The organism is Terrimicrobium sacchariphilum (assembly GCF_001613545.1).
Taxonomy (GTDB): domain Bacteria; phylum Verrucomicrobiota; class Verrucomicrobiia; order Chthoniobacterales; family Terrimicrobiaceae; genus Terrimicrobium; species Terrimicrobium sacchariphilum.
On the sequence record NZ_BDCO01000002.1, the window covers coordinates 1981111 to 2003600 of the forward strand.

At 58.4% G+C, this 22490-nt stretch carries 22 protein-coding genes and 1 tRNA gene; 13 read left to right on the forward strand and 10 right to left on the reverse strand.

What is annotated here, in order from left to right; translation table 11 throughout:
* The first annotated feature begins 13 nt into the window (after positions 1–13).
* The 11 genes from TSACC_RS09295 to TSACC_RS09345 are packed head-to-tail and all read left to right on the forward strand — an operon-like array spanning position 14 to position 12542.
* On the forward strand, positions 14–1987 hold the full coding sequence (locus TSACC_RS09295; RefSeq protein WP_075079051.1) for an RlpA-like double-psi beta-barrel domain-containing protein: 1974 nt from the start codon (positions 14–16) through the stop codon (positions 1985–1987).
* The gene (locus TSACC_RS09300; protein WP_075079052.1) at positions 1984–7689 is read left to right on the forward strand and encodes a hypothetical protein; all 5706 of its coding nucleotides are present in this window, start codon (positions 1984–1986) and stop codon (positions 7687–7689) included. Before TSACC_RS09295 ends, TSACC_RS09300 begins: the two co-directional genes overlap by 4 nt.
* A gap of 55 nt (positions 7690–7744) precedes the next feature.
* Positions 7745–9079 carry a virulence factor Pgp3 gene (gene pgp3, locus TSACC_RS09305; protein ID WP_153811363.1) on the forward strand — a complete coding sequence of 445 codons (1335 nt, stop codon included), beginning with the start codon at positions 7745–7747 and terminating at the stop codon, positions 9077–9079.
* On the forward strand, positions 9076–9495 hold the full coding sequence (locus TSACC_RS09310; protein ID WP_075079054.1) for a hypothetical protein: 420 nt from the start codon (positions 9076–9078) through the stop codon (positions 9493–9495). The genes pgp3 and TSACC_RS09310 overlap by 4 nt, the downstream gene beginning before the upstream one ends.
* Entirely contained in the window at positions 9492–9971 is a 480-nt protein-coding gene (locus tag TSACC_RS09315; protein WP_075079055.1) for a hypothetical protein, read from the forward strand. Before TSACC_RS09310 ends, TSACC_RS09315 begins: the two co-directional genes overlap by 4 nt.
* Entirely contained in the window at positions 9971–10774 is an 804-nt protein-coding gene (locus TSACC_RS09320) for a hypothetical protein (protein ID WP_153811364.1), read from the forward strand. Before TSACC_RS09315 ends, TSACC_RS09320 begins: the two co-directional genes overlap by 1 nt.
* Entirely contained in the window at positions 10771–11115 is a 345-nt protein-coding gene (locus TSACC_RS09325) for a hypothetical protein (protein ID WP_075079057.1), read from the forward strand. Before TSACC_RS09320 ends, TSACC_RS09325 begins: the two co-directional genes overlap by 4 nt.
* On the forward strand, positions 11112–11411 hold the full coding sequence (locus TSACC_RS09330; RefSeq protein WP_075079058.1) for a hypothetical protein: 300 nt from the start codon (positions 11112–11114) through the stop codon (positions 11409–11411). The genes TSACC_RS09325 and TSACC_RS09330 overlap by 4 nt, the downstream gene beginning before the upstream one ends.
* A 2-nt stretch (positions 11412–11413) precedes the next feature.
* The gene (locus tag TSACC_RS22100; RefSeq protein ID WP_075079059.1) at positions 11414–11623 is read left to right on the forward strand and encodes a hypothetical protein; all 210 of its coding nucleotides are present in this window, start codon (positions 11414–11416) and stop codon (positions 11621–11623) included.
* A gap of 41 nt (positions 11624–11664) precedes the next feature.
* Positions 11665–12024: a DUF1353 domain-containing protein gene (locus TSACC_RS21245; protein WP_075080651.1), complete on the forward strand. Its 360-nt coding sequence runs from the start codon at positions 11665–11667 to the stop codon at positions 12022–12024.
* The gene (locus TSACC_RS09345; RefSeq protein ID WP_169809590.1) at positions 12021–12542 is read left to right on the forward strand and encodes a CHAP domain-containing protein; all 522 of its coding nucleotides are present in this window, start codon (positions 12021–12023) and stop codon (positions 12540–12542) included. Before TSACC_RS21245 ends, TSACC_RS09345 begins: the two co-directional genes overlap by 4 nt.
* On the opposite strand, the gene TSACC_RS09350 is transcribed toward TSACC_RS09345, so the two are convergent.
* The 4 genes from TSACC_RS09350 to TSACC_RS09370 all read right to left on the reverse strand — a co-directional run bounded on the left by TSACC_RS09350 (position 12529) and on the right by TSACC_RS09370 (position 16262).
* On the reverse strand, positions 12529–13137 hold the full coding sequence (locus tag TSACC_RS09350) for a hypothetical protein (RefSeq protein WP_075079061.1): 609 nt from the start codon (positions 13135–13137) through the stop codon (positions 12529–12531). The two genes, TSACC_RS09345 and TSACC_RS09350, sit on opposite strands and share 14 nt — an antisense overlap.
* A 561-nt stretch (positions 13138–13698) precedes the next feature.
* Entirely contained in the window at positions 13699–14742 is a 1044-nt protein-coding gene (locus tag TSACC_RS09360) for a tyrosine-type recombinase/integrase (protein WP_075079063.1), read from the reverse strand.
* A gap of 117 nt (positions 14743–14859) precedes the next feature.
* A tRNA-Ser gene (locus tag TSACC_RS09365) sits at positions 14860–14950 on the reverse strand.
* Between the two features lie 226 nt (positions 14951–15176).
* Entirely contained in the window at positions 15177–16262 is a 1086-nt protein-coding gene (locus TSACC_RS09370) for a HoxN/HupN/NixA family nickel/cobalt transporter (RefSeq protein ID WP_075079064.1), read from the reverse strand.
* Between the two features lie 80 nt (positions 16263–16342).
* Here TSACC_RS09370 and TSACC_RS09375 point away from each other — a divergent pair, with 80 nt between their 5' ends.
* Positions 16343–16630, forward strand: a complete 288-nt coding sequence (locus TSACC_RS09375; RefSeq protein WP_075079065.1) for a metal-sensitive transcriptional regulator — start codon at positions 16343–16345, stop codon at positions 16628–16630.
* 40 nt (positions 16631–16670) lie between these two features.
* On the opposite strand, the gene TSACC_RS09380 is transcribed toward TSACC_RS09375, so the two are convergent.
* Positions 16671–17894 (reverse strand): autotransporter-associated beta strand repeat-containing protein, encoded by a 1224-nt coding sequence (locus TSACC_RS09380; RefSeq protein ID WP_169809591.1) that lies wholly within the window; start codon positions 17892–17894, stop codon positions 16671–16673.
* A 257-nt stretch (positions 17895–18151) separates the two neighbouring features.
* Here TSACC_RS09380 and TSACC_RS09385 point away from each other — a divergent pair, with 257 nt between their 5' ends.
* Positions 18152–20242: a beta-galactosidase gene (locus TSACC_RS09385; RefSeq protein ID WP_075079067.1), complete on the forward strand. Its 2091-nt coding sequence runs from the start codon at positions 18152–18154 to the stop codon at positions 20240–20242.
* Between the two features lie 13 nt (positions 20243–20255).
* On the opposite strand, the gene TSACC_RS09390 is transcribed toward TSACC_RS09385, so the two are convergent.
* The 5 genes from TSACC_RS09390 to TSACC_RS09410 are packed head-to-tail and all read right to left on the reverse strand — an operon-like array spanning position 20256 to position 22457.
* The gene (locus tag TSACC_RS09390; RefSeq protein ID WP_169809592.1) at positions 20256–20687 is read right to left on the reverse strand and encodes a DUF3347 domain-containing protein; all 432 of its coding nucleotides are present in this window, start codon (positions 20685–20687) and stop codon (positions 20256–20258) included.
* Between the two features lie 55 nt (positions 20688–20742).
* The gene (locus tag TSACC_RS09395) at positions 20743–21147 is read right to left on the reverse strand and encodes a hypothetical protein (protein WP_075079069.1); all 405 of its coding nucleotides are present in this window, start codon (positions 21145–21147) and stop codon (positions 20743–20745) included.
* Positions 21148–21187: 40 nt separating this feature from the next.
* Positions 21188–21754, reverse strand: a complete 567-nt coding sequence (locus TSACC_RS09400) for an RNA polymerase sigma factor (protein ID WP_075079070.1) — start codon at positions 21752–21754, stop codon at positions 21188–21190.
* Positions 21751–22188, reverse strand: a complete 438-nt coding sequence (locus TSACC_RS09405) for a periplasmic heavy metal sensor (protein ID WP_075079071.1) — start codon at positions 22186–22188, stop codon at positions 21751–21753. The genes TSACC_RS09400 and TSACC_RS09405 overlap by 4 nt, the downstream gene beginning before the upstream one ends.
* Positions 22185–22457: a hypothetical protein gene (locus TSACC_RS09410; protein WP_153811365.1), complete on the reverse strand. Its 273-nt coding sequence runs from the start codon at positions 22455–22457 to the stop codon at positions 22185–22187. The genes TSACC_RS09405 and TSACC_RS09410 overlap by 4 nt, the downstream gene beginning before the upstream one ends.
* Positions 22458–22490: the final 33 nt, after the last annotated feature.

Genomic DNA, 22490 nt, shown 5'->3' on the forward strand with positions numbered 1-22490 from the left:
TTGACTAAGCCTTATGCCCGTGCGTCTTGCTGAAATCCCGAATGCTCCGCAAGCCGGAGGCCAGCCGATCACCTCGAATGGACCCGGCGCGGCCCCTGATATTTCCTCGGCGGCGCGGTCGTCGCTCTTGCAATCGAGCGTGGACATCAACGCTTTCAGCGGCCCGGCCCAGGCAGCGCAGAGCGTCGGAGAGGCCATTGCTGTCGCTGGTCATCGGGTGGGGGCGGCCATGACGGATTTCGCCCAGAAGCGGCAGAACATCCAGGACATGACCGCCGACAACCAGGTGGATGCAGAATGGGCGGCGCTGACTGCCGACGTGACGGCGCAGACGCAGGGGAAGCCGGGGGATCAATGGCAGGGAATCTTTGAGAAGGCGTATCAAGAGAAGGCTCCCAACTTTAACGCTCTGATCGCGACAGCCTCACCCGAGGCGCAGGCGCGAATCCGTGGCATGATGGGGACTCGGTACGCAACGACGCTGGGGCAGTTCAAAGTGACCGGCCTGCAAAAGGCGCTTTCGGATTCCAAGGACATCAATGATGCGGCGATCGAGAGGGCATTTCAGGCCGGAGACTACGAGACGGTACACACCAAGATCATCGAGGGCGAAAAGAATGGCCTGTACACCCAAGGAGACGCGGAGAAGAAGCGCGTCTACTACGATGGAAGGCAGCAAGACGACCTCCTGCAAACCGCAGTTTTGACCAATCCCCGGGCGGTTCCCGAGATGGTGAAAAAGGGTGTGTTCGGAGAACTGCCGGACGCCAAAAAGGCCGAGGTAATTTATCGGGCTGATCGGGCTGTGAAGATCGACGAGAGCGAGGCGTGGAACGAGGCGCAGAACATGCAGGCCGAGGGAATGACGCTGGACGCCATCAAGAAGACGCTCGGCGACCGACTGCCGGAGCGCCGCGCCGCGCTCCTTCAGAAACGTGCCATGGCCGTACGCCCGTACGATCCGGCAACCGATGGCCCGATGGTTGCGGAGATTCAAACGCTGATCCGGGGCTACAACGGCAAGGACGACCCGAAAAACGACCAATACAACCAGATCGACGAACGGATTTCCACGCTGCCGAAGGAGTACCAGGACCGCTACCGCACCGAACTCAACCAGAAATGGAACAAGACATGGGTGAACGGCGAGGAAAACCCCATGAAGGACAAGCAGCTCGCGCAATGGGGCAACGAGTTTGAGCGGCTCTCGAAGGCCGGGTATCTCGGCCCGACCGGGCGCGACAAGAAGAGCTGGGAAAAGGTCGACGATATGGCGGCTAGTGCGGCCTGGGGACAGAAGTACCAGGACTTTCAAAACCAGATGGCCGATTGGGCCACAAAAAACCCGCAGGCCAGCCCGGAGGAATGGCGCAAGAAATTCGCCGAGATCGTCGGGCCGGAGGCGGCGAAGCATAGCACACAGTCTTTCATGCCACAGCCGACGCAGGAATTCGGAGGCGGATGGAATCGCCATGCCTCGGCGGTGAACTACGGAATACCTATGTCCCGACCAATCTTTCCCAACGTGCCATCCGTGGCCGACGTGCAGAACAAAGTGGGCGTCAAAGTCCCATCGACCTATTACACGCTCGGAAAGAGCGTAGGAGGAACCGACGAGACACAGGACACGTGGACGAACAAGGGATACTCCGCAAAAGGAGAGAACCTCACGCCCGGGGTGGTCGCCGTCAATACCGATAAGTACCCGCTTGGGACGATCTTCCGCGACCCGGCCACGGGAGAGGCATTCATCGCCAGCGACAAGCACGGAAACGCAGATCCCAACGTGATCGACTTCTATACACCGCCCAGCCAGTACCAGGCGAAGAAGGAAGACCGGACGTTGCAGGTGGTCGGGAAGGTGGCAGAGAAGGACATTCCGAAAGACGCCGAGGGCATCCGCTCCCTGCTCGCAAAATACGGAACCGTTCCGCCCGGTGAATCCGCCAAGGAATCCCTTGCGAAATCCAAGCTAGCCAGCAAATGACCAATCTCCTTCAGCCCACGACCGCGGCGACCATCGACGACGCGACGGCCACGCGGTACTACAACGAATTCGACTCGATCACGGACCCGGCGCTCAAGCAGCAGCGAACCGCCGAGCTTCAATCGTGGATCGCATCGAAGCAGCAGGACGCGCAGGACAGCGTCGACACGCATTTCGAGAAGGTTTTCACTGATGACCGCTATTTTGAGCAGCTCGCCCAGAACCCGCAGATGCGCGAGGCGGCGAGCCTGAGCGTCGCTCCGGACCTGCTCAAGTACGAATCGGCAAACCGGGCATACTTCAACTACATCCGGGGCCGCGACCTGACGGACGAGGAATACCAGATTGACCGCTCTGCCTACCTGAAAAACCGATTCGACAAGACGCACGCCGGAGACGGGGAGCTTTATCGGATGATCCGGGGAGAGTACGAGATCGGGAAGTCGCTCAATACCGACATCCCGAAAGCGATTGTCGGCGCCATGGCGACCGGGAAGCCGATTTCCATTCCGGCAATCGTCGACGAGTGGAAGGCTGGAAAGACGATTCCCGGACCGCAGCAGGACGCCATCATGCAGCAGGCAAACCGCACGGCGGCGCAGGTCTATTTCGCCTCGCAGAAGTTCGGGCCTGAGATTCAGGACGCATACGGGGTTCTGAAGAGCTACACCGAGGGCGGGAAAGGGCTGGAGGACATCACCGCCCTGGCCGAGCGCCTGCAATCAAAGTCTCTCGAAGAGCGTAAGGCGCTTTATGGATTCCTCGCCCTGGGAGCGGACGCGAACGGGATCGACCGGGGGGCATTTGAGCAGGTCGCCAAGAATATCGGAGATTCCCTCTCGCGGAGCGTGGACTTTCTTCCGAAAGGCGCACTGAATGCCCAGCAACGAGAAGTGCTTTTTGCCATCGACGCGGCAGAAAACGGGCGAATGCTGATCCGCGAGGAAGACGGGAAACCCGTCATGCAGGCCGGGAGCATTTACGAAGGCGCTCCGGGATACCGCAAGCCCACGGCAGACGAAACGGCGCAGTTCATCGATAAATACCGCAAGGTGCTGCCGGTGATCCAGATTGCGCGGGAGCTTCGTTCCGTGGCGAAAGATGGCATTGACCCGATCAAGCCGATCTTGCGGGAAGGCTCGCTCCTCGGTACGGCGGAACGCGGTATGTACGGGCTGGCTGGTAGCGCTGGAACGATGGCAGCTACGGCGGTTCCCGGCGTGGGAATGGTGCTCAGCTCGCTGGCGCTGGCCGACGAGGAGCTTGACCGCATCCAACTGCAATACCCGAACGTCGATTTCAACACGGCGCAGAGCATGGCGCTCGTGAGTGGAACGGCGCAAATGTCGCTAGAAAAGCTGCAACTCGAGTCGCTCGCCGGGCGGCTCCCGATGGTGGGCGCTTTGTTCAAAAACATGCAGGCAGGCTTTCAAAAGGCCGCGCTTGGCGTCGCGGCATCCGCTGGAGAGCAAAATGTCCAAGAAGGATTGCAGGACATGGTCCCTGTGCTGGTCGACAATATCACGGCAGCGGTACGGCAGGACATGCCGGAAGCGAACTGGAAGGATGATCTTGGCGAATGGGCGAACCAGAGGCCAGAAACGTTCTTCGCGGTGCTTCCGCTGGCGCTTGTTGGCGGCGGACTGGCGAACTTCCGCGATTTCAAGGACGGCGGGCGGTTCATGCTCACGCCGGACATGCTGAAATATGGCGGATTTTCACAGAGCCAGCGCGATCGGATTCTTGCGGCTACAACGCAGGACGAGGCGCAAGCGGTTTACCGGGAGGAATACGGGAAGCGCACGCCCGAAAACATTTCTGCCGGTGTGCAGGCGCTCCAGGCTGACCAGAAGGCGGCACAGGAAGCCCAAAACGACGCCACAAGGCCAACCATGGAGACGTTCACCAAGCCGGACGGCTCCCGCGTGTGGCGCATCACAGAGCCAGAGAGCGGGCAGACGACGGAGTTTGGAGACCAAGACTCGGCAGATCAGGCGTACGTTGATGCCGCCCGGCGAGCGGAACAAGTGCGCATGGTTGCGGATCAGCAGGCGGCGCAGTCGGATCAAGCCATCCTCGAATCCGGTCGGAAAGCCAACCCATGGGGCGCAATTGACAGCACGCCGGATCAAGGGTTGACTATGACACCGGAAAAGCTTTTCAACTTCACGCCGATTCCCGATGAGCAACTCCCAGCCTCAACCCAAAAAGCGCTTAGCGCCCTCAATCAATCCCAACAAAACCGAGGAGCAAAAACGTCGGCAGTTCGCTTCGTTGCACAAAGCTATGGGGGAAACCTGGATAACGCCAAACAGGCAGGAAAATCCGCCGAATTCATCAAGCAGTTTGAAAACCTGACCGGCAAGCAGGTTGTCTTTGTAGATTCCAATCAGGAAACGCCCACCTTCGCCGGGGCGATGAATAAGGCGAATCCGAACACCATTTTTATCCATGTTCGGGGTAATCGCGATGTTCACGCGCTGATCGGGCATGAATGGGGCCACACGGTGGAGCAACAAAACCCGGAGCTTTACCGTGAGATGCAGCGGGCCTTGCTTGGTTACGTCAACGATCCGAAGTCCAGGGCCAAGGCGCTCAAGAGCTCAACATACACCGATCCCAAGGTGATGACGGTCGAACTCGCCAATAACATCATTGGTGATGCCTTTCTTGATCCGCAGTTCTGGGATTACGTACACGCCGCCGAGCCAACGCTTTTTGAAAAGCTCGTCGCCTCGGTAAGGGCGTGGTTCAAGGCGGCAATCGAAAAGATCAGCAATTCCGAGTGGGGTACACGGGAATTCATCTCCGACATCGAGGGAATGCAGCGCACCTTGGCCGAGTATTTCAAACGGGCTACTGAAAACGGCAGGCAATCAGAATTGCCGATGTCTCCTGACTCGGAGCTTTCCCTTTCCACTCCCCGCCCGGTCAACCGCGAAGCCGAGACACAGGCCGCTCTTGAGGCGCAGATGAAGTCACCGGACGGTCGAATCCGCATGTTTGAGCGGGCGCGGGATCGGATGATGACGTTGCAGCAGCAGAACCGGGTGGCGATTGAAGGGATGCGGTGGGGGACGGCCAGCCAAGACAAGGTTGCCCGGCAACAGCTTATCCGATCCATCGGAGAACTCGACGCCCTGCTTTCGGTGTTCCCGCCGGAGATTCGCGGGAAGGTCGGAGGGTACGCCGTGCTCTCAAAGATCGGCAACGGCGAAACCGCCCTGGCCGACTTTTTCACGAAGCGAATCGAGATGATCGGAACCGAGTTGGAGCGGTCGCTCAAACGCGAATACGGCTCGAAGATGGCAAAGCTGATGGAGCGATCCAAGCCAGCCAAGAACCAGTCAGGCCAGAAGCGGGAAGGCACAGCAGGAGCAGACCTGCACGCGCTCTTTGACACGCTGCGCGATGCGATGGACTGGACGACCGACCGGGCAGAGGCGCACGTCACGGCCTTGGAGGCACAGATTGCCAAGGGCGAGATGACGCCAGAGGAAGAGGCCCATGCGCAGATGGAGATTGGCCTTGTTCCGCTTGTCGCCAGTTGGAAGCAGGCCGATGCGGAGCGCCGGGCGGCGGCAGTCGCCAGCGCAACCGAGATTTGGGATCGCGGATACCGGGCATTCAAGGAACAGAAGATCCAGGAGCGCGAGCGGAGGCAAGCCATCCGGCAGCAACTCATCACAGACACCGGGAAGGCCGGAACAGCCCCGGAGCGTGACGCCAAGGCGCTCGAAAACAACAGCCTGAAAGGGCGGTGGAAGGATTCGCTCCTCGGACTTCTCAACTTTGAGCAAGTCTCTAAGTGGGTATTTGGCGACAAGTCGATCGAGGCGCAACGGCTGGCCGACATGGAGCGCGAGGCATCCCACGCGAAAGAGGACTCCATCACGGAAAAGACCGTGGCTCTGGAAGACCTCTTTACCAAGCTGGCCGGGGATCGCTTCAAGGGTGAAAGCCTCCGCTGGCAGATGGCGCAAAAGTCGATGACGGTCCCGCTCTCGAACGGGAAAGAATCGCTCCATATGAGCCAGCTTGAAGCCATCACGGCAACGCTGCTTTGGAGGCAGGAGGACGGACGGCGGCACATGATTGGCCTTCTCGACGACTCCGGGAAGCCGGTGAGTGCCTGGCACTACAATCAAGACTTCATCGACAATATCGAGAAGCAGTTGACGCCCGAGGCTCGGGAGGTGCGGGCGTTCCTGAGCGAGCAGTACGCCAGCGAGTATGCCCGCCTGAACCCGGTCTATCGGGAGTTGAACGGAATCAACCTGCCGAAGAACGCGAATTACTCGCCCATCACCGTTGTTCCCCAGCAGGCGCAGTCCGGCCAGACCATCGACCCGGTAACGGGCAATACGATGTCCACGGCATCAACCACGCCGGGGAGCCTGCGGACGCGATCCGGCAGGGTGGCCGAGCCAGATTTCCGCGATGCCCTGCAAGTCTACATCTCGCACACGAAGCAGATGGAGCATTGGATTGCGTACGCCAAGTTTGTGAACGAGGCTACGGCCTTGCTCAACAATCGCGACGTGGGCAACAGCGTCCAGGCGGCGAGCGGTGAGCAGGCCGTCAAAGTCCTTCGCGGATGGCTCGACTACTTTGGAAAGGGAGGGACACGCGACGCCGGGGCGTTTCTAGCGCTCAATCAGGGATTGGGCCGGATCATGAACCGGGCGGCATCCGTGGCGCTCGTTGGGCGCATCGGGACAATCGCCGTGCAGTCGACCCAACTCGCCGCAGGGTTGGCCGAAATGCCGACAGGCTCGTATCTGTCCCGGCTCGGTAAGCTCTTCACCGGGCAACTCGGCTGGGGGACGGCTTTCCAGTCCGACTACATCCAGCGGCGCTTGCAAGAAATGCCGCCGGTCGTTCGTCAGGCGGTCGAAGGCATCCGGGCCGAGAAGCCGAATCGTTTGCGTTATGCAGTTTCCAAACTCGGCCAGTTGATCGGCGGAACCGATGCACTGATGACAGCGGGAACGTATGCAATCGTCCATGATTACCAACTGAAACGGGCGCATGAGTCCGGATTGACCGGAGCCGATGCCGAGCGTGCGGCGCGAGAGGCGGCAGAGCGTTCCGTTGATCGTCTGGCGCAGCCGACGCGGGCCGGAGCGCGATCTCTTTTCGAGAACACGGCGACAAATCCGGCTGTTCGTCTGGCTTGGGCCTTTGCCTCGGACGCTCGCAAAAACTTCGGACTGATGGCATACGCGCTGGCTAATCGGCCAGCGGCAGAGGCCGCGCGTGTGATTACGGCTGTCTGGATCGCAAATAGCGTCATGGCGGCGCTGATTCGAAGTGCCTGGGCGGATGCTCGGAACGATGACGATGAGGAGATTTTTGACGCGAAGAACTGGAGTCCAAAGACCTTGGCGCTAAAGGCTGCAACCGACCCGCTAGCTGGCATCCCGTTCCTTGGAGACAAGGCGCAAGGAATGGTCTTGCGGGCGTTCGGCGTCTGGACGCCTGATGGGGATATTCTTTCCAGCATCGACCGTGCAGCTGTCAGCGTAAACCGTATTGACGATTACCTATCCGGAGACTTCGAGGCAAAAGACGTTTTCCGAGACGTAGACACGATCCTTTCAGGAATGGGATTACTGAATAGCAATATTGCGGCTGCGGCTTCTCTTGCGCACTTGTCCAGCGACCTTTTCAACGTAACCAAAAACGCAACAGGAGAATAAGCGGAATGCCTAAGAATTCTTGCGCGTCAACCTTTTTCCGTGTATTGACTGCCCCATGAGTGTGCAGAGCGATAATTCCAGAGTGCAGTACGTTGGCAATGCCTCGACTGTCACGCCGTACACCGTGCCGTTCTATTTTTTCGATAATACGGATTTGCGAGTGGTCGCGACAACCGCTGTTGGAGTCGATACGACATTGACTCTCGGGACTGATTACGCCGTAACCGGTGCAGGTAATGAAGCTGGAGGAAGTATTACCACGACCGCAGCTATTCCGAACACTTCCAAGGTGACAATCTTCCGTCAGGTTCCAATGACCCAAACGACGGTTTACGAGGAGAACTCCGACTTTCCGGCTAAGTCCCACGAACGTGCCCTGGATCGGGCAACCATGTTGGCACAGCAGAACTCCAGAACGGTAGGGCGGTCGCTGAAGGTGCGCGAGAGCGACGGGGCGAAGAACGACCTTACGACCGTTGCCAATTCGGTGATAGGATTCGGCGGCGACTCTCAGCCCCGGACGTTCACTCCGGCGCAGCTTGCGGTATGGTTGAACCTGACGCAGCAGTATTTTGGCGAGGGAACGAAAACATGGCTTACGAATTCCGATCGGGCAACGGCGGTTCCGGATTTCCTCGGACAGGTCGGTGTGCAACTGGATAACGCCTCGTTGTGGGTTGCCAATGGCACATCCGCCGGGAACTGGACTGATCCCGTCCCAGGAATCGCTGACGGGTCCATTTCAACGGTTAAGCTCGCTGATGGAGTTCTCTCTGCCGATGCGACGGGTCGGGCAAAAATGGCTGATGCGTTCCTCACGCTGGCCAAGATCGGAGCGGGTATTTTTACGGCTGACTCCACGGGGCGCGGTAAGTTCGCTTCCGGCTTCGTGGATTCCAGTCTTTGCGCCTCGGGCTTGTGGAGAGCAATAGCGCCAGCAGGAGCTGTTATTCAAACGGTTTCCGCCTCGGTATCGGCCTCATCCAGCTTTTCAACAGCCATACCGCTTGACGCGACAATCCCGCAGAACACAGAAGGCACACAGGTTATTTCTGCGTCTATTACGCCATCAAGTTCCTCGTCAAAAATCAAGGTGTCATGGAGCTTGCAGTTGTCTCGTCAGTCAGGAACAGATCCAGACGTAATTGCTGCACTATTTAGCGGCGCTGCGAATGCAATCTTTTCGACTTGTTTCGAGCTATATGCTCGCCAGGAGAATCGTACCGCTGCCTACATTGATTCACCGTCCACAACAAGCCCTGTGACCTATAGCGTTCGCGTCGGAGCCAGCGGGGGAACGACGATTTACTTGAACTCGACGCCATCCCTCTCAACGCTGCTTGGTGCTACAGCGGTATCAACTCTCTTTCTGGAGGAGATCAAGGGATGACGATTACTGCCGCAAAATACGCGAATGCGCAGCGCTCCATCGTTGAGGTTCAAACGCTCGAGGCCGGGGCCGTTCTCGTGCCGCTCGATGGGCCAGACGTTTCCGGCGGGTGGCGCGATGTCCTCTATCGCTGGGTTGAGTTCTTTTCTCCTGATCCCTACATCGAACCAGTTCAAACGCGCTCGGTTTCGGAGCATCTAGCGGCTTTCGGGTTCGATGCCATCGCGCTCGTTAATCTTCTCGATACCGCGGCGAAATTTGCGGCGCAGGGCGTTCCGCTGCCTCCGAAATGCGCGGCAACTCGCGAATGGATCAACGCGGCACAACTCGCCTATGCCTCCGGCCAGACTCTTCCCGACGCACCCTACACCCTTCCCGAGCTTCTCGCGGAAATTGCACCACTCCTACAGCCATGATCGTTGAAAACTTCCGAACCATAATCGTTGATCTTGTCCCGACTCTGGACACCTCGGCCTATGCCGCCGGCGATGTCCTGTTTGATCGAACTGTGCTCGACATCGGGAATTACGCGAACCCGGGCCAGAGTGCCGTGCAGAAGATCCGGGGCCGAATCCTTTCGATCGGTGTGCTCGACAAGGACGATCAGGGTATTGCGATGGACCTCTATTTTCTCAAGGCTGACGTGAGCCTGGGAACGGTGAACGCGGCTCCGTCGATCACGGATGCGAACGCCGAGAACATCATCGGGTTTGTCACTGCCACGGCCAGCAAGGATCTCGGCGGATGCCGATTCGGCCAGGCTGATTGTGACATCCGATTTTCGATCGTCGGTGAAACCCTCTATCTCGCCGGGGTGACGCAGGGAACTCCGACACACACGGCGGCGGGGCTGAAGTTCCGCATCGTGCTCGAACTCGAGGAGGGGTGGTAATGTCGGTGCCTTGGCGGCGGTCTTCTGGTATTGACCCCGACGCGCGGGCGTATTGCCTGCGAAGCGGGGCGACGGATCGGCGCGTGATGTCGGACTGGGTGCGCGGGCTGAAGGGGCTGGCCCTTTGGGAGCAGTGCGCCGGCTGGACATTTCTCCCGGGGCAATGTGCTGGCACGGGATCGGTAGCACATACCGTTGGCGGGCTGTACTCGACGAACGGCACGCTGGTTAATGGGCCGACATGGGGCCGGGGATTAACGATGACGGCTGCGAACGCGCAATATATCGCGACCGGTACCATTCAGAATGCAGCGGCGGCGTCCATCGCGGTCGTCTGCATGATTCCGTCCAGCACGACCGTCCTGCAAAACAACCTGTTTGGAGACTACGGAGGATTTTCCACCATCGGCTCTTACTCTCTGCACTTTGGCAGTCAGAACAACGGAAACTCGTCATTCGCGGGACCATCGAACCCATTCACCTTCTCCGGTAACGGATCGGAAGGCGGAATAAATAAGGGATCGGGTTACTACAAGGACGACAAGTATCATTTCCTCGCGCTCTCCGGAAATCGGGCGATCCCTTCCAATGAATTTTTCCAGGATGGCGAGTTTCTGCAAAAGTTTCCTACGTCAGCTAATGGTATTTTAGGGCAGCAAATCTATATCGGCGGCGTGGTCAATCCGCCAACGGCAACTTTTGCGGCAGCGCTTTACTTCCCCACGCGACTGAGCCAGGCGCAATGGGCGGGGGTCTATCAGCTCTATCGCTCGACGCTCGGAAAGGATCTCGGATTGCTATGAGTTTCCAAACTTATCAGCGCATCGTTGCGATTGATCCCGCGCGGGTTGCCGACGTTTTCGGGCCGCTGTGGGCGCAGTTCGGCGAGGTCTTACCCGATGGGTCAGATCGCATCCGCACGATTGGGGCATTTTGGGATGATGAAGGGAGGACCCGCATTCGCGCAGCCAGCCTGGTCGATGGAACTATTTCGCCAATCCCGCTGACAGATGGGCGAGTTGCTTACCGGTGCCTGTGGCAATCGGATGTTGCGGCGGCTTTTTCAGCGGGAGAAATCCCCGGCGCTACTGAGTTGACGGAGGAACAATTTGAATCCCTTCGGGTGAAGGAGGAAGCACCATGACCGACGAACTGAAAGCGGCCGCGCAGGCTGGAGACCGTTTTGCCAACATTATCTTGATGGCCTACAAGCTGGGCGGCTGGGGTGTGCTTGCTCTCTCCTTGCTGGTGGCGCTCCGGTATGTGTGGGACGAGCGCGCGTTAACCAGTCAGGCGCTCATCTCTGAACTCCGTGAGGGGAAACAGGCACAAATCGAGGTGATTAGTCAAAACTCGCTGGCTCTTCAAAAGAGCGCCGAGGCGCAACAGCAGGTAGCCAAGGCGGTTGAACAGCTGACCGCGGAAGTTCGGAGGCGATAACTATGAAGACCGCATTTGCATTGTTGGCGCTGACGCTGGCCGGTTGCCAGTCATGGACATCTGTCGATCGCTCCTACGGCGTGCAGTACGACATGACGAACAGAACCGGGTATTTGACGCTGAAATTCACCGGCAACCCGGAGAACAAAGGCCGTGCCTCGGTGGAGGCTACAATATCGGGAGGCAAGGCGGTTATCCCGCTGGGGAAGTGATGGAGACGGGATTCATTGAGCCGTTGCCGGGATTCCGATGGATGAGCTATCGGGACGGGCGGCAGGCGCTACTTGCGCCGCTCGTATATGTCTCCAAGGACGGAGAGCGGTTCGAGGTGCCAGCGGGATTCGTGACGGATTACGCCTCGGTTCCGTCGATCTTCTGGAACATCCCGGGCTTTGATCCGTACGGCCCGGCGAAGTTCCCGGCGGTGCTGCATGACTGGCTGTATTCGCTGCGGGGAGGCGAACCTCACCGGAAGACCCGTGCGCAATGTGACGCGCTCTTTCTCGAGGCCATGCAGGAGGTAGGGGTGGGCTGGCTTCATCGGCGCATCATCTGGGCGGCGGTGCGCCTTTGCGGCGGCATTTGGTCGATGTCTCAGCCATGGGCGAAATGACGAGCACTTTGCCACCGCTTGCGGTTTCACCCCTCGAGATCGCGGCCCGATACGTCGGGACCCGGGAGACTTCGCGCAACCAGGGGCCGGAAATCGCGCTCTTCTGGAACGATACCAGCTATCCGCAGGGCGACGATAACCGGGAGCCGTGGTGCGCGGCCTTTGTGTGCTTCTGCCTGGCTGAAGCTGCCCGGCAAGGATGGCGTCCGAAGGTCAAAGCGCTCCCCAAGGAGGCGGCTGTCCGGTACTTCCTCGACTGGTGCCGGGGGCGCTACGGCGTCGAGGTGTGGGCGAACGACGGCAAACGGCTACCGCAGGCCGGAGATATCGCCGTTTTCCTGCCGAAGCTCTCCCATATCGGATTTGTCGAGAGCGTGTCCGGACGCACGTTGAACACGATCGAGGGGAACACTGACGACGGCGGAAGCAGGGAAGGGGATGGCGTTCACCGGCGGCAGAGGGCACTATCGTTTCCCGGGTGGTTTGTGCGATTCCAGAATCCTATCACCTCGGCTTGATTCCCATATAGATTGTCACGTCAGGATTGGGAAGACTGGTTCCCGTCATTAACATTGCTGCTCCTCCTCGAAAAACCGGTCCTTGTTCTGAAAAGGGAATCCCGGCTTTGGAAAAGGCTTCACGGACGGTGCTTACCATCTGCGGGTTATCTCCAGTTATGGCCATTCCAACAAAGATCATGTTTGGCAATGTAAAGCCATTCGCACCAATTTCCCAATTTTCAAAACACTGCTGCAGATAATAGGTATACATCTGCGATTCTGGGTCATTTCCCACCAATACAAAATTAAGCGTTCCTCTAGTTTCGGCCAAAGCGCTTCTAAGAATTTTATCTTGCTCCTTTGTGATTTCTCGCCACGAAACTCGCTGTTGGAGCTCTTTATATCTTACTAGATTATCCGAGTTCTCCTTCTGAAGCTTTGCAACAACCTGTCGCGATTCCATTTTGTCTCGCTCCATCGCTCTTTCTTTATTTTTTGAATCCTGGGTTGTAAAAAAAAGGGCGATGGCAGTGAAAAAGCCTGCCAGAAGACCGAGTCCCACGCTGGCTATTGTGCACCAACTTCCAAGTAATGATGTAAGTTCAGGGTTCATAAGCATGTTGTTTTTGCTTTCATTTCGGAGGTCAAGCGTTGACTTGGTGAAAGGCCTAGACCCCACACTTTCCGTAGCCTTTGCCACTCGGTATATCTGGCTTGGATTGTTTCCAGACGTGCAAGGGTGCTTTCCCGCATCGATTCAATCGAGTGCGCCCATCGTTCTCCCCTCAGAATGGCTATTTCCCAAGCGATAGCGGTCTGACATTCCGGGTGTGTCTCGGGATACCATTTCCCATCGAGGCGAAAGTACCAGCCAGGATCTACGTTCCAATGGCCTATGGTCCATTCTTTGCCCGCCTCATCGCGTAGAACGATATCGCGCTCTTTTTTATCCACAATTCGCAGCAATGCTCCGTCGGGGAGGCCCGGGGGAAGCGGGTATTGTGGAATCTCCGTGGTCCAAGCGGGTTCACCGATCAAAAATTCCCGCTTCATGGCCATTCCGAGGACCGTTCGCGTACCCATTCCGAGACGATCACGGGAAGGCTGCGCATGGTCAAGGATCGGAATCGTGAAAAGTCACGATTCTTCTAGCATCAGGCTCCGGCAAATGCCGCTACAGTGCCCACCACTTTCGCCAGTCAGCTTTTTTCGCTGGAACGGCGTAAACGCGTTGGACCATAGCGGGCGAGGTGTGGCCCATCTGAAAGGCCGTGAGCCCCGGGTTCTTTGTCTTCGCGAGGTGGTAGGTTGCAAAGGAGTGACGAAGGCAGTTTTTCGGCCATTCCTTCCAGTCCATCGGGCCGAGGATGTATCGTTCCCTGTAGGTGTGCAGCTTGCGACCAACGACGGGTACAAGCTTCCCGACGCCTGAGATTTCTTCCTTTCGCCGAATCAGGGGCGGCATCATGTCGACGATTCGCTCGAAGAATCCGCCCGAGTCCTTTTGAACGCCTGGGCGGATATGAATTTGCTCGGCCTTCGTGTCGATGTCTTCCCAATTCATCCGAACCATTTCCTCTGAGCGCAGCCCGGCGAATGCGCCAAGGAGGACGGTTGCGCGGAGCCATTTGGGCATCTCGAGAGCGAGCACGGTTTCGAGATCCTCGGGAGTGAGAATGTTCCGCAGCGGCCGCGACGTCGGACAGTCGATTGCTCGCATGGGGTTCCGGTCGATCATGTCTCGGCGTTCAGCCCATCGGAAGAACATGCGGAGGTAGCGAAAATATCCGGCCTGGGTGGTTCCGTTCGTCTCACCTTTCCGCATGATGGATTCGACGTGCTCGGGGCCAATCGCCTTTAGGCTCATGGCTCCGAAGCGTTCCTTGAGGATGCCACAGATTTGCTCGGTCTTTTGGCGGTGCGACTTGCTCGAGCCTTCGACGCGAGGGAGGAACTGAGCCACGGCGGCTTTTACGGTCAGCCCGCCGGTTTCGATTGATTGTCGGCCCTGATTGCGGATCTGATCGACCAGCTGCGAGCCTACGGAGATGGCCTCCTCCTCGGAATCCCAGAAGCTCCGGAGTTTCTTCCCGGCAAAGCTGGCTCGGATTTCCAGCTTGAAAGGCTTACGGGCAGGGTCACTCCACTTGGTGACGAAGAACTCTTTGCACTCGAAGAGTGGTTTAGCGGGTTTGGGTCTTGTGTCCGCTGTGTCCATTAACCCCGGATTAAACGCAATATTTCGCAACAGCAAGCAATGTTTCCGCCCGGTGAAATGCCTCCTTGTGGAGGCTCATAAACAGAGGCAGAAGAAGTATTTCCAGAGGGGAAATACTGGCGGAAGGGGTGGGATTCGAACCCACGGACCCTTTTGGGGTCGCACGATTTCGAGTCGTGTGCCTTAAACCGGACTCAGCCACCCTTCCTAAAGAGGACGGGGAGTATTGCGCAGGAGGAAGGGTTTGTCCAGTGCCCTCCGGAGGATTTTTCCATCCGGCCTCCAGGAGGTTCCACGCCGGAGCACTTCGGTAAGTTGTCGAAGAGTTTGAGCGTGGGACGATCTGGCAGACGGCGCGCTGGAGGCTGCTTCATCTCACTTGTTTCCGGCCTGTCAGTCCCTGCGCCGCCAGGCCACCGTGCCGTTGAAAACGCCTACAGGATATGCCGTGCACCCAGCCAGGTGATGAAAAGGCCCAATACAAGGAGAATGGCGCTGGAAAAGTAGGGGGCGCGGGCTGCCAGTGAGGAGAACCAGGAGAATCTTTTCGAGGCGTGCTGTACCCCCCATGCGGCGGCAGCACCGACGGTCACCATGGTGAGGGCGAGACCGAAGCTGAAACAGGCGACGAGGGTGAAGCCAAGGATGAATTGCTTCAACTGCAGACAGACGAGCAATACCGTGATCGCGGCGGGGCAGGGGAGCAGACCTCCAGTGAGGCCGAAGACCACAATCTGCCCGGTGGTGACATGGCGGTTGCGAAATCTGCGTGCAATGTCAGCCGCGTGTTCGCGTTCATGCGTATCCTGGAAGTTGCCGCCAGAAAGGTCCAGATGTTCGTGTTCCTCGAAGGTTACGCTGTATCCTTGGCCTTTGGGTTCCACCCGAAGCTCGGCAGTGAAGGCGTGAGGCTCGGGCAGCTCGGATGTGGCCTCCCAGTAATCTCCCGAGCGGGTGAATTGGTAGATTTCCCGCGAATCGTCAGGGCGGGAGACTTCCACAATCGGGGCGCTGGTTTGCGTGAGGGGCCCATAGACCCGGAATCGTGGAGGCACGCCGTCTTCGTGGATGCAGACTTCGATTTGTCCGAGGTTCGTTGAGACGATCTGGCCGCCATGGGCGCCTGCTCCAGAGGCATCATGATGATGGTGGTGCTCATGATAAGCCGCATCAAGCTGATCCCGGCGGGTCCGCCAGAACATCCACCCGGCGAGGGCGACGATGATGAGCCCGGAAATGAACTGGAAATACGGCTCCGTGGTTTCGACATCCCACCGGGAGCCAAAATGCAGTGCTGTTGCCGCCAGCAGCCAGATGACGAAAGAGTGCGAGATCGCGGCCGACAGTCCGAGCAGGACAGCTTGTGCCACTGTGCCGCGGATCGCGATGATGAAGGCCGCCATCATCGTCTTGGAATGGCCGGGTTCCAGTCCATGCAGGATGCCGAGGAGCACCGCTGTCGGAATGAACAGCCAGGCATTTGCCGCTCCCTGGGTGATTAATTCCTGGAATGATGTCACGGATAGGGTATACCCCCTACCCCTATAATGAGCAACCTTGCTCTGGCGGAAAAATCTTTCACCCCGTATGATCGCGTGCGATGTCGAATGACCTGCATCACCACCCGGAAGATGAAACCAAGGCGCTTAAAGCGCGTCTGCGCCGCATCGTTGGACAGCTTAACGGCATCGAGCGAATGCTGGAGGCCGACCGGGATTGCGCGGATGTGCTGATGCAGCTCGTCTCGGCGCGGAAAGCGTTGAAGTCGCTTTCCGAGAGGGTGGTGAACATCCACATGAACCACTGCATCGAGGGTGCCCAGCATCCGGAGGAGGGCAAGCGCCGCCTGCGCGAACTCCTCTCCGTGCTGGAGCGATACGTCGAATAGGCGCTGCGATTGAGGCAGCGCCGTGGCGGGACAGCGAAAGCTAGCTTTGCCGGCGTCTGCGCCGGGCAACGAAGACGAATGTCATTCCCAATGCGAGGCAGAGAAGGGTGGCCGTCTGCGGCTCGGGTACGACGGTGAGGATCAGGTTGGTATTGGAATCCGAAAGACTGAGCGTGCCTGTGTAGCCATTGCCCAGGTCGACGCTCGTATTGGCTCCCAATGTTCCCGAGATCGTGGAGGCGGTATCGAAGAGGACATAAACCCCTGAGCCAAATCCTGCGAGGGTGGTGAAGTCGAAGTCCGTTGCCTCCAGCAGGCCCGTGCCGATGTCCAGCGTGCCGCTGGTCATTATGATCTGGTCATAGGTTGACCCCGGGGTGATGTTCGACCCCAACTCAAAGATGAACGCGCCTGTATTGGCACCTCCGACGGCAGCTTTCGCATCGAGAGATCCCGTGCCGAGGGCAAAGGTGAGGCTTTCCACGGAGGCTCCGCCGGAACCTCCCGCGGTCAGCTTCGCGCCCGATCCCAGCGTGACTCCGGAGTTGACTGCGGAAAGATTGATCGTGCCAGTTCCCCCGAGGATGCCGCCGGTAACATTGTAGGCGGTGGCCGATGTCGTGCCGGAACTCACCGTGTGGGAGCCGTTGATGAGGAGCGTTCCGGACGAAACAGTTGTTTGTCCGGTGTAGGTATTGCTGCCGGTGGAAGTCAGGATGCCATTTCCGCTTTTGGTGATCCTGCTGATCTTGACTGCATCCCCATCGGTGATAGCGCCATTAATATTCGTTGTGCCATCTCCAGTGATATTGATGGTTCCGCCGCCGTTCGTGTTGGAGTAAAAGGCGGTGTTGATCGTTAGCGTGATTCCGCTTTTTACCGTAACGGATGGAGTGGTTCCAGACATCCGCGTGGCAAAACTGCCGCTAATGGTGAGATTCTGGGTGGCTTCGGATAAATCCAGTGAGCCAACGGTGAGTGTTCCGCCTGTGGATAGAGTCACCGCATGTCCTGGATCGAGGATCACAATAGAGTCAGCGCTGATTCCCGCAGTGTTGACTGAAGCGGTAGTGTTCGCGAAAACGTTGTTAAAGATAATACGAGATCCTGAAGGGTTGGTAACGGTGTCGTTTGGAGCGGCATAGGTGCCAGCAGTCTTCAGGTTCAGGCTATTATCAGCCTTGATCAAATCTGCAGCGTGCGTGGAGGGAATCCCTGCGGCAACGCTCAGAGCAAGGGCCAGCTTGGGGAAGGGGATCTTCATGACGGCACCGTACATCGGGTCGTCGGGAAATAGAAAGGGGCAGGCGTGCCAAGATTGTTCTTACCGTAGAATTCGTGAGTGCGGTGTTTCTTTTCTTTCGAAGATCAGTTCAATGCGTTGAATGAAATTTCCCCGCAAAACCGCCTCCGCGGGATTGTTGGGTCGAGGGAGCGCCGGATACGGTTGCACTCCCTTGGAGAGGCGACCGCCTGACCGACTTAGGCAATCGCATCCTTTGCTAGTGATCCCCTGATATTATGACATCATCTGAAGCTTCTCGCCCTTTGCTCATTCCGGGCTTCCGGAAAATCCTCCATGGTGGAGATTATAATCCCGACCAGTGGTTGAATGCTCCCGAGATCATTGACGAGGACTTTCGACTGATGTCACTGGCAGGATGCAATACCTTCACTCTCGGTGTTTTTGGCTGGACGAGTTACGAGCGCGACGAGGGTGTCTATGATTTTGAATGGCTCGACCGGATATTTGACCGGATGGCGGGGCAGGGTCACAAGGTGATCCTCGCCACACCTAGCGGGGCGAAGCCTGCCTGGATGTCGCAAAAGTATCCCGAGATCCGGAGGGTCAATGCCCAGGGGCTGCGGGAGCCGCACTGGCACAGGCATAATCACTGCTGGTCGTCGCCCGTTTACCGGGAGAAAGTGAGGGCGATCAATGAGCGTCTCGCTGATCGTTATGGCCAGCATCCGGCTCTGGCGATGTGGCATATCTCCAATGAGCTCGGCAACGACGATCTCCAGGGGCAGTGCTTCTGCTCTCTCTGCCTGGAGCAATGGCAGCGCTGGCTGGAGCGGAAGTACGGGACGCTGGAAAACCTGAACCGCTCCTGGTGGGCCGCCTTCTGGAGCCATGAGTTTACAGCCTGGGAGCAGATCGATCCCCGGGATTGGAGCGTCGACAGTCTCTCGGTGGACTGGCTGCGGTTTAGGAACTGGCAGCTTCAGGATTGGTATGAGTTTGAGGCGGGGACAGTTCGGCCGCTTTCGCCTGGTGTGCCGATTTCAACCAATTTCATGGGCATGCATTCGTGGATCGATTATGCCGCGCTCTCTCACAAGGTGGATCTGGTCATGGATGATCAATATCCGGCTTATGAGATCGATGATCCCGATCTCATCCAGTCCGCAGCGGCGATCAGCTTCAAGGATAACTACTATCGCTGTTTCAAGCCGGATCGCCCATGGATGCTGGTGGAGAGTTGTCCGGACGCGCCGCAGTGGAAGTCTCGCATGCGACCGAAGCCTGCGGCGGTGCATCAGTTGGAAATGCTTCAGGCCCTCGGACATGGTGCCGAGGGGACGTGCTACTTTCAATGGCGTAAAGGACGGGGAAGCCGGGAAAAACTCCACGGGGCGGTGGTGGACCACTCCGGTCGCGCCGATGGCCGGGTCTTTCGCAGCGTGGCAGATTTGTCCCTCAGCTATGAACGGTTGGAACCGGTTCTCGGCTCCGTGCCTCAACCAGCGCGCGTCGGCCTCGTTTACGACCTGGAGGCGCGGTGGGGATTGGAATTCTCCGAAGGGGCTGCTCGCGGCAATGATGCGTACGACGTGGTCGCAGGTCAGCATCACTTTGCCTTCTGGGAGAGGTCCATACCGGTGGACATCTTCCCATCCGAACACGATTTCACTCCCTACGAAATACTGGTTCTGCCTCAGCTCTGGATGCTCAAGTCCGGTGTCGCACGGAGGTTGGAATCCTTTGTCGAGCAAGGCGGCATCCTGGTGGCCACCTCATATCTCGGCATCTGTGACGAGACAAATCTTTGCCTCACTGGCGGCTGGCCTGGGGACGGGATGATGCGTCTCTTCGGCCTTTGGAACGAGGAATACGACACCCTTCCCGACGGGCAGAAGATCGCACTGGAACCCGCTGTCGGCGCTGCCCGTGGCCTGGGCGAGAGGCTGATGGCAAGCGTGCTTTGCGGCATCCTGCGCGATGTCGAGGCCGAGGTGGTCGCCACCTACTCGTCGGGGATGTTTGCGGGAACCCCTGCGATCACGAGAAATCGCCACGGAAGGGGCGAGGCCTGGTACATCGCTCCCCGATTGGAGGCTGACGCGTTGCGAGCATTTTACCGCCCTCTGATCGAGCGTCTGTCGCTGGAGAGCGCCTGGACGGGCGAGTTGCCTGCGGGTGTATCGGTCCAGTGCCGGATCGGTGACGGCGAGGACTACGTGTTTATCGAGAACTTTACGCCGCAGCCCCAGGTGGTTTCCCTGGCAGGGATGAAGGTGCGTAATGTGTTGCTCGGTGAAGTGCTTGACGGTGCTCTTTGCCTCTCGCCAGCAGGATCGGCCGTGCTGGCGATCGATTCATCGCACTAACATCCGGGAGGCGTTAGCCGCAGCAGCCGCCCATTTTCATGGGAGCAGTGGAGTCCTTGATACTTCCGCAGGAGGACATCTGCTTACCCATGTAGGGATTTTGCACATCCTTGCTCTTTTGCACCCAGTCGGCTCCGGCCATGGGACAACGGAAAACATAATACCCAGACTGGCCCGAGGCCAGTTTCTCCGCGGCGGCGCTGAGCGTGCGAAAGCTTTCGCGAGCTGCGTCGAGGGAGGCTGCCTCCGCCACCTGGGAGGCCGGTGCTGAGAGAGCGCCCTTCTCCCGGGCGAGTTTTTCCGCAGCCGCCTTGGCCGAGCCGAGGTTATCCTGGGCGAGTGCCGCGGAGACCGCCACGTACTCGTCGAGTTCAGCGCTCTGTGCACGGAGAAGCCCCGGCGCGAGGGATACGGCGATGGCGATGAGAAGGAGTGTTCTTTTCATGATAGGAGTGAATAGCCGCAGAGAGAAAAACCCCTCGGGGAAATTCGTAAAATCCCTATATTTTTGCTTCGCCATGGTGATGGCCAGAGTGCGGGATGACGGCGACCTTGCCAATCTTTGAGGCTTCTACAGGAAGATATGCTGTGTAGGAGGCCCGCGGGCTAGGGGCGTAGTGGCTCGCGATGAAATCGGAGCGGTTCAGGATCTCGATCTTTTCTAGAAGGATGTCGCCGTCTCTGTCGTATGCGATGATATGGAGATGAGGCTGGGCCGGGGCCGAAACTCCCAGGGCCGGTCGGGAAATGCCGGAAATATAGGTCCCGCCGTCGGGAGCGGCGCGGATATGCGAACTGGCGACGACCACGTCGCTGCCTGAGTGAATGTCGATCACCGGATCGGCTTGCATGGCCGTCGGGACGGCGAGGAGAAACGCGGAAGCGAGAGAAAACACCGTTTTCATATGGGTAAAATCCCGTGAAAAGGGGAAACCCTCGGAGTTTCTAGAGAAGGAAGCGTAGTTTTTGGCGAAGGATCTGTCGCGCCCGGTAAAGGCGGGTCTCGACGGCCTTTGCCGAGCAGCCGACCACGGCTGCTATCTCGGCATGGGACATTCCCTCGTACTCGAAAAGGATCACAGCTTCGCGAAGGTCTTGAGGGAGATCGCCGATGGCCTTCTTCACGGCGATGGCCTGTTCGGATTTCACAGCATCTCCGGAGGGCGTGCCTGAAGCAGATGGCAGTCGGTCATGGAGAGCTTCTCCGTCGACGGGATCATCCAGGGACACCGCAGGGTGCCTCCGCTGCCAGCGGAGGTGATGACGGGCCAGATTCGTCGCGATGGCGAAAAGCCAGGTGGAAAATGTCGCTGACGGACGGTAACTCAGGCGACTGCTATAGACGCGGACAAAGGTCTCCTGCGCCAGGTCGACGGCCGTGGTCTGACTGGACACCATTCGAATGAGATAGCTGATGACACGTGTGCGCCATCGATCCATCAATTCGTTCAATGCGAGGTCGTCTCCCGCCTGGAGACGCAGCATTGCAGCGCTGTCAGGTTCAGGACTCATCGCATATGATCGTCGTGCATTTCTCCAGGGTGCAGGACGACCGGTAATACCTTGTCCAGATACCGCTGGCGTTCGCTCTCAGGCATCAGGGCCGCGGTTTGATAGAAGTGACTTAACATTGCGATCCGGCAATCGGTGCGGACGCGGTCGGTCTCGGCGATCGCCGCGGCGATTTCCGGCGTGATTGAGGTGCTTGAGCGGATCGCCGATGCGAGCCGGGCGTCTGTCTCCGCGATGCGACGGCACATGGTCTCGCAGCTGGCCTCATACTCGGAGTGCAGAGCCGCAGCCTTTTCCATCTGGGCGTCGGTGAGGTGAAACTCGTCGCGGAGCCAGTCCATCGACGAACGGTTGGCGAATACGTGGCGGGAGACTGCCAATGCCACAAATGCGGCGACGAGAACGACGGTGAGAACGCTGATTGCTCTTTTCACCGGAGGCGGGCGTAGGGATTGACGGAGCGAAGATACGTGGCGCTGTCGGTGCGCTCCGCCGTGGCGGCGCCGGCGAATCCACCAAGGACGAGGGCGACCGCAACCATGGCCCATGCCACGCGGGGGCGGACTAGCCACTCAAGAATGGGCCGCCTTCGTTGTACGGAGGGCGTTTGCTCGATACGCGACCATACCTTTCGGCGAAAATCCGAGGTCTCAGGGACGTCGGGTTGCCACGATTTCAGCAGGTTTCCAAGGTCGTCTTGCATGGTGAGATCATAAGCATGATCTGGAGGCGAATG

Excerpts from the sequence above, each read along its gene's own strand:
- TSACC_RS09295 (WP_075079051.1), top strand. The coding sequence starts at position 14 with ATGCCCGTGCGTCTTGCTGAAATCCCGAATGCTCCGCAAGCCGGAGGC.
- TSACC_RS09300 (WP_075079052.1), top strand. The coding sequence starts at position 1,984 with ATGACCAATCTCCTTCAGCCCACGACCGCGGCGACCATCGACGACGCG.
- pgp3 (WP_153811363.1), top strand. The coding sequence starts at position 7,745 with ATGAGTGTGCAGAGCGATAATTCCAGAGTGCAGTACGTTGGCAATGCC.
- TSACC_RS09310 (WP_075079054.1), top strand. The coding sequence starts at position 9,076 with ATGACGATTACTGCCGCAAAATACGCGAATGCGCAGCGCTCCATCGTT.
- TSACC_RS09315 (WP_075079055.1), top strand. The coding sequence starts at position 9,492 with ATGATCGTTGAAAACTTCCGAACCATAATCGTTGATCTTGTCCCGACT.
- TSACC_RS09320 (WP_153811364.1), top strand. The coding sequence starts at position 9,971 with ATGTCGGTGCCTTGGCGGCGGTCTTCTGGTATTGACCCCGACGCGCGG.
- TSACC_RS09325 (WP_075079057.1), top strand. The coding sequence starts at position 10,771 with ATGAGTTTCCAAACTTATCAGCGCATCGTTGCGATTGATCCCGCGCGG.
- TSACC_RS09330 (WP_075079058.1), top strand. The coding sequence starts at position 11,112 with ATGACCGACGAACTGAAAGCGGCCGCGCAGGCTGGAGACCGTTTTGCC.
- TSACC_RS22100 (WP_075079059.1), top strand. The coding sequence starts at position 11,414 with ATGAAGACCGCATTTGCATTGTTGGCGCTGACGCTGGCCGGTTGCCAG.
- TSACC_RS21245 (WP_075080651.1), top strand. The coding sequence starts at position 11,665 with ATGAGCTATCGGGACGGGCGGCAGGCGCTACTTGCGCCGCTCGTATAT.
- TSACC_RS09345 (WP_169809590.1), top strand. The coding sequence starts at position 12,021 with ATGACGAGCACTTTGCCACCGCTTGCGGTTTCACCCCTCGAGATCGCG.
- TSACC_RS09350 (WP_075079061.1), bottom strand. The coding sequence starts at position 13,137 with ATGAACCCTGAACTTACATCATTACTTGGAAGTTGGTGCACAATAGCC.
- TSACC_RS09360 (WP_075079063.1), bottom strand. The coding sequence starts at position 14,742 with ATGGACACAGCGGACACAAGACCCAAACCCGCTAAACCACTCTTCGAG.
- TSACC_RS09375 (WP_075079065.1), top strand. The coding sequence starts at position 16,343 with ATGTCGAATGACCTGCATCACCACCCGGAAGATGAAACCAAGGCGCTT.
- TSACC_RS09380 (WP_169809591.1), bottom strand. The coding sequence starts at position 17,894 with ATGAAGATCCCCTTCCCCAAGCTGGCCCTTGCTCTGAGCGTTGCCGCA.
- TSACC_RS09385 (WP_075079067.1), top strand. The coding sequence starts at position 18,152 with ATGACATCATCTGAAGCTTCTCGCCCTTTGCTCATTCCGGGCTTCCGG.
- TSACC_RS09390 (WP_169809592.1), bottom strand. The coding sequence starts at position 20,687 with ATGAAAAGAACACTCCTTCTCATCGCCATCGCCGTATCCCTCGCGCCG.
- TSACC_RS09395 (WP_075079069.1), bottom strand. The coding sequence starts at position 21,147 with ATGAAAACGGTGTTTTCTCTCGCTTCCGCGTTTCTCCTCGCCGTCCCG.
- TSACC_RS09400 (WP_075079070.1), bottom strand. The coding sequence starts at position 21,754 with ATGAGTCCTGAACCTGACAGCGCTGCAATGCTGCGTCTCCAGGCGGGA.
- TSACC_RS09410 (WP_153811365.1), bottom strand. The coding sequence starts at position 22,457 with ATGCAAGACGACCTTGGAAACCTGCTGAAATCGTGGCAACCCGACGTC.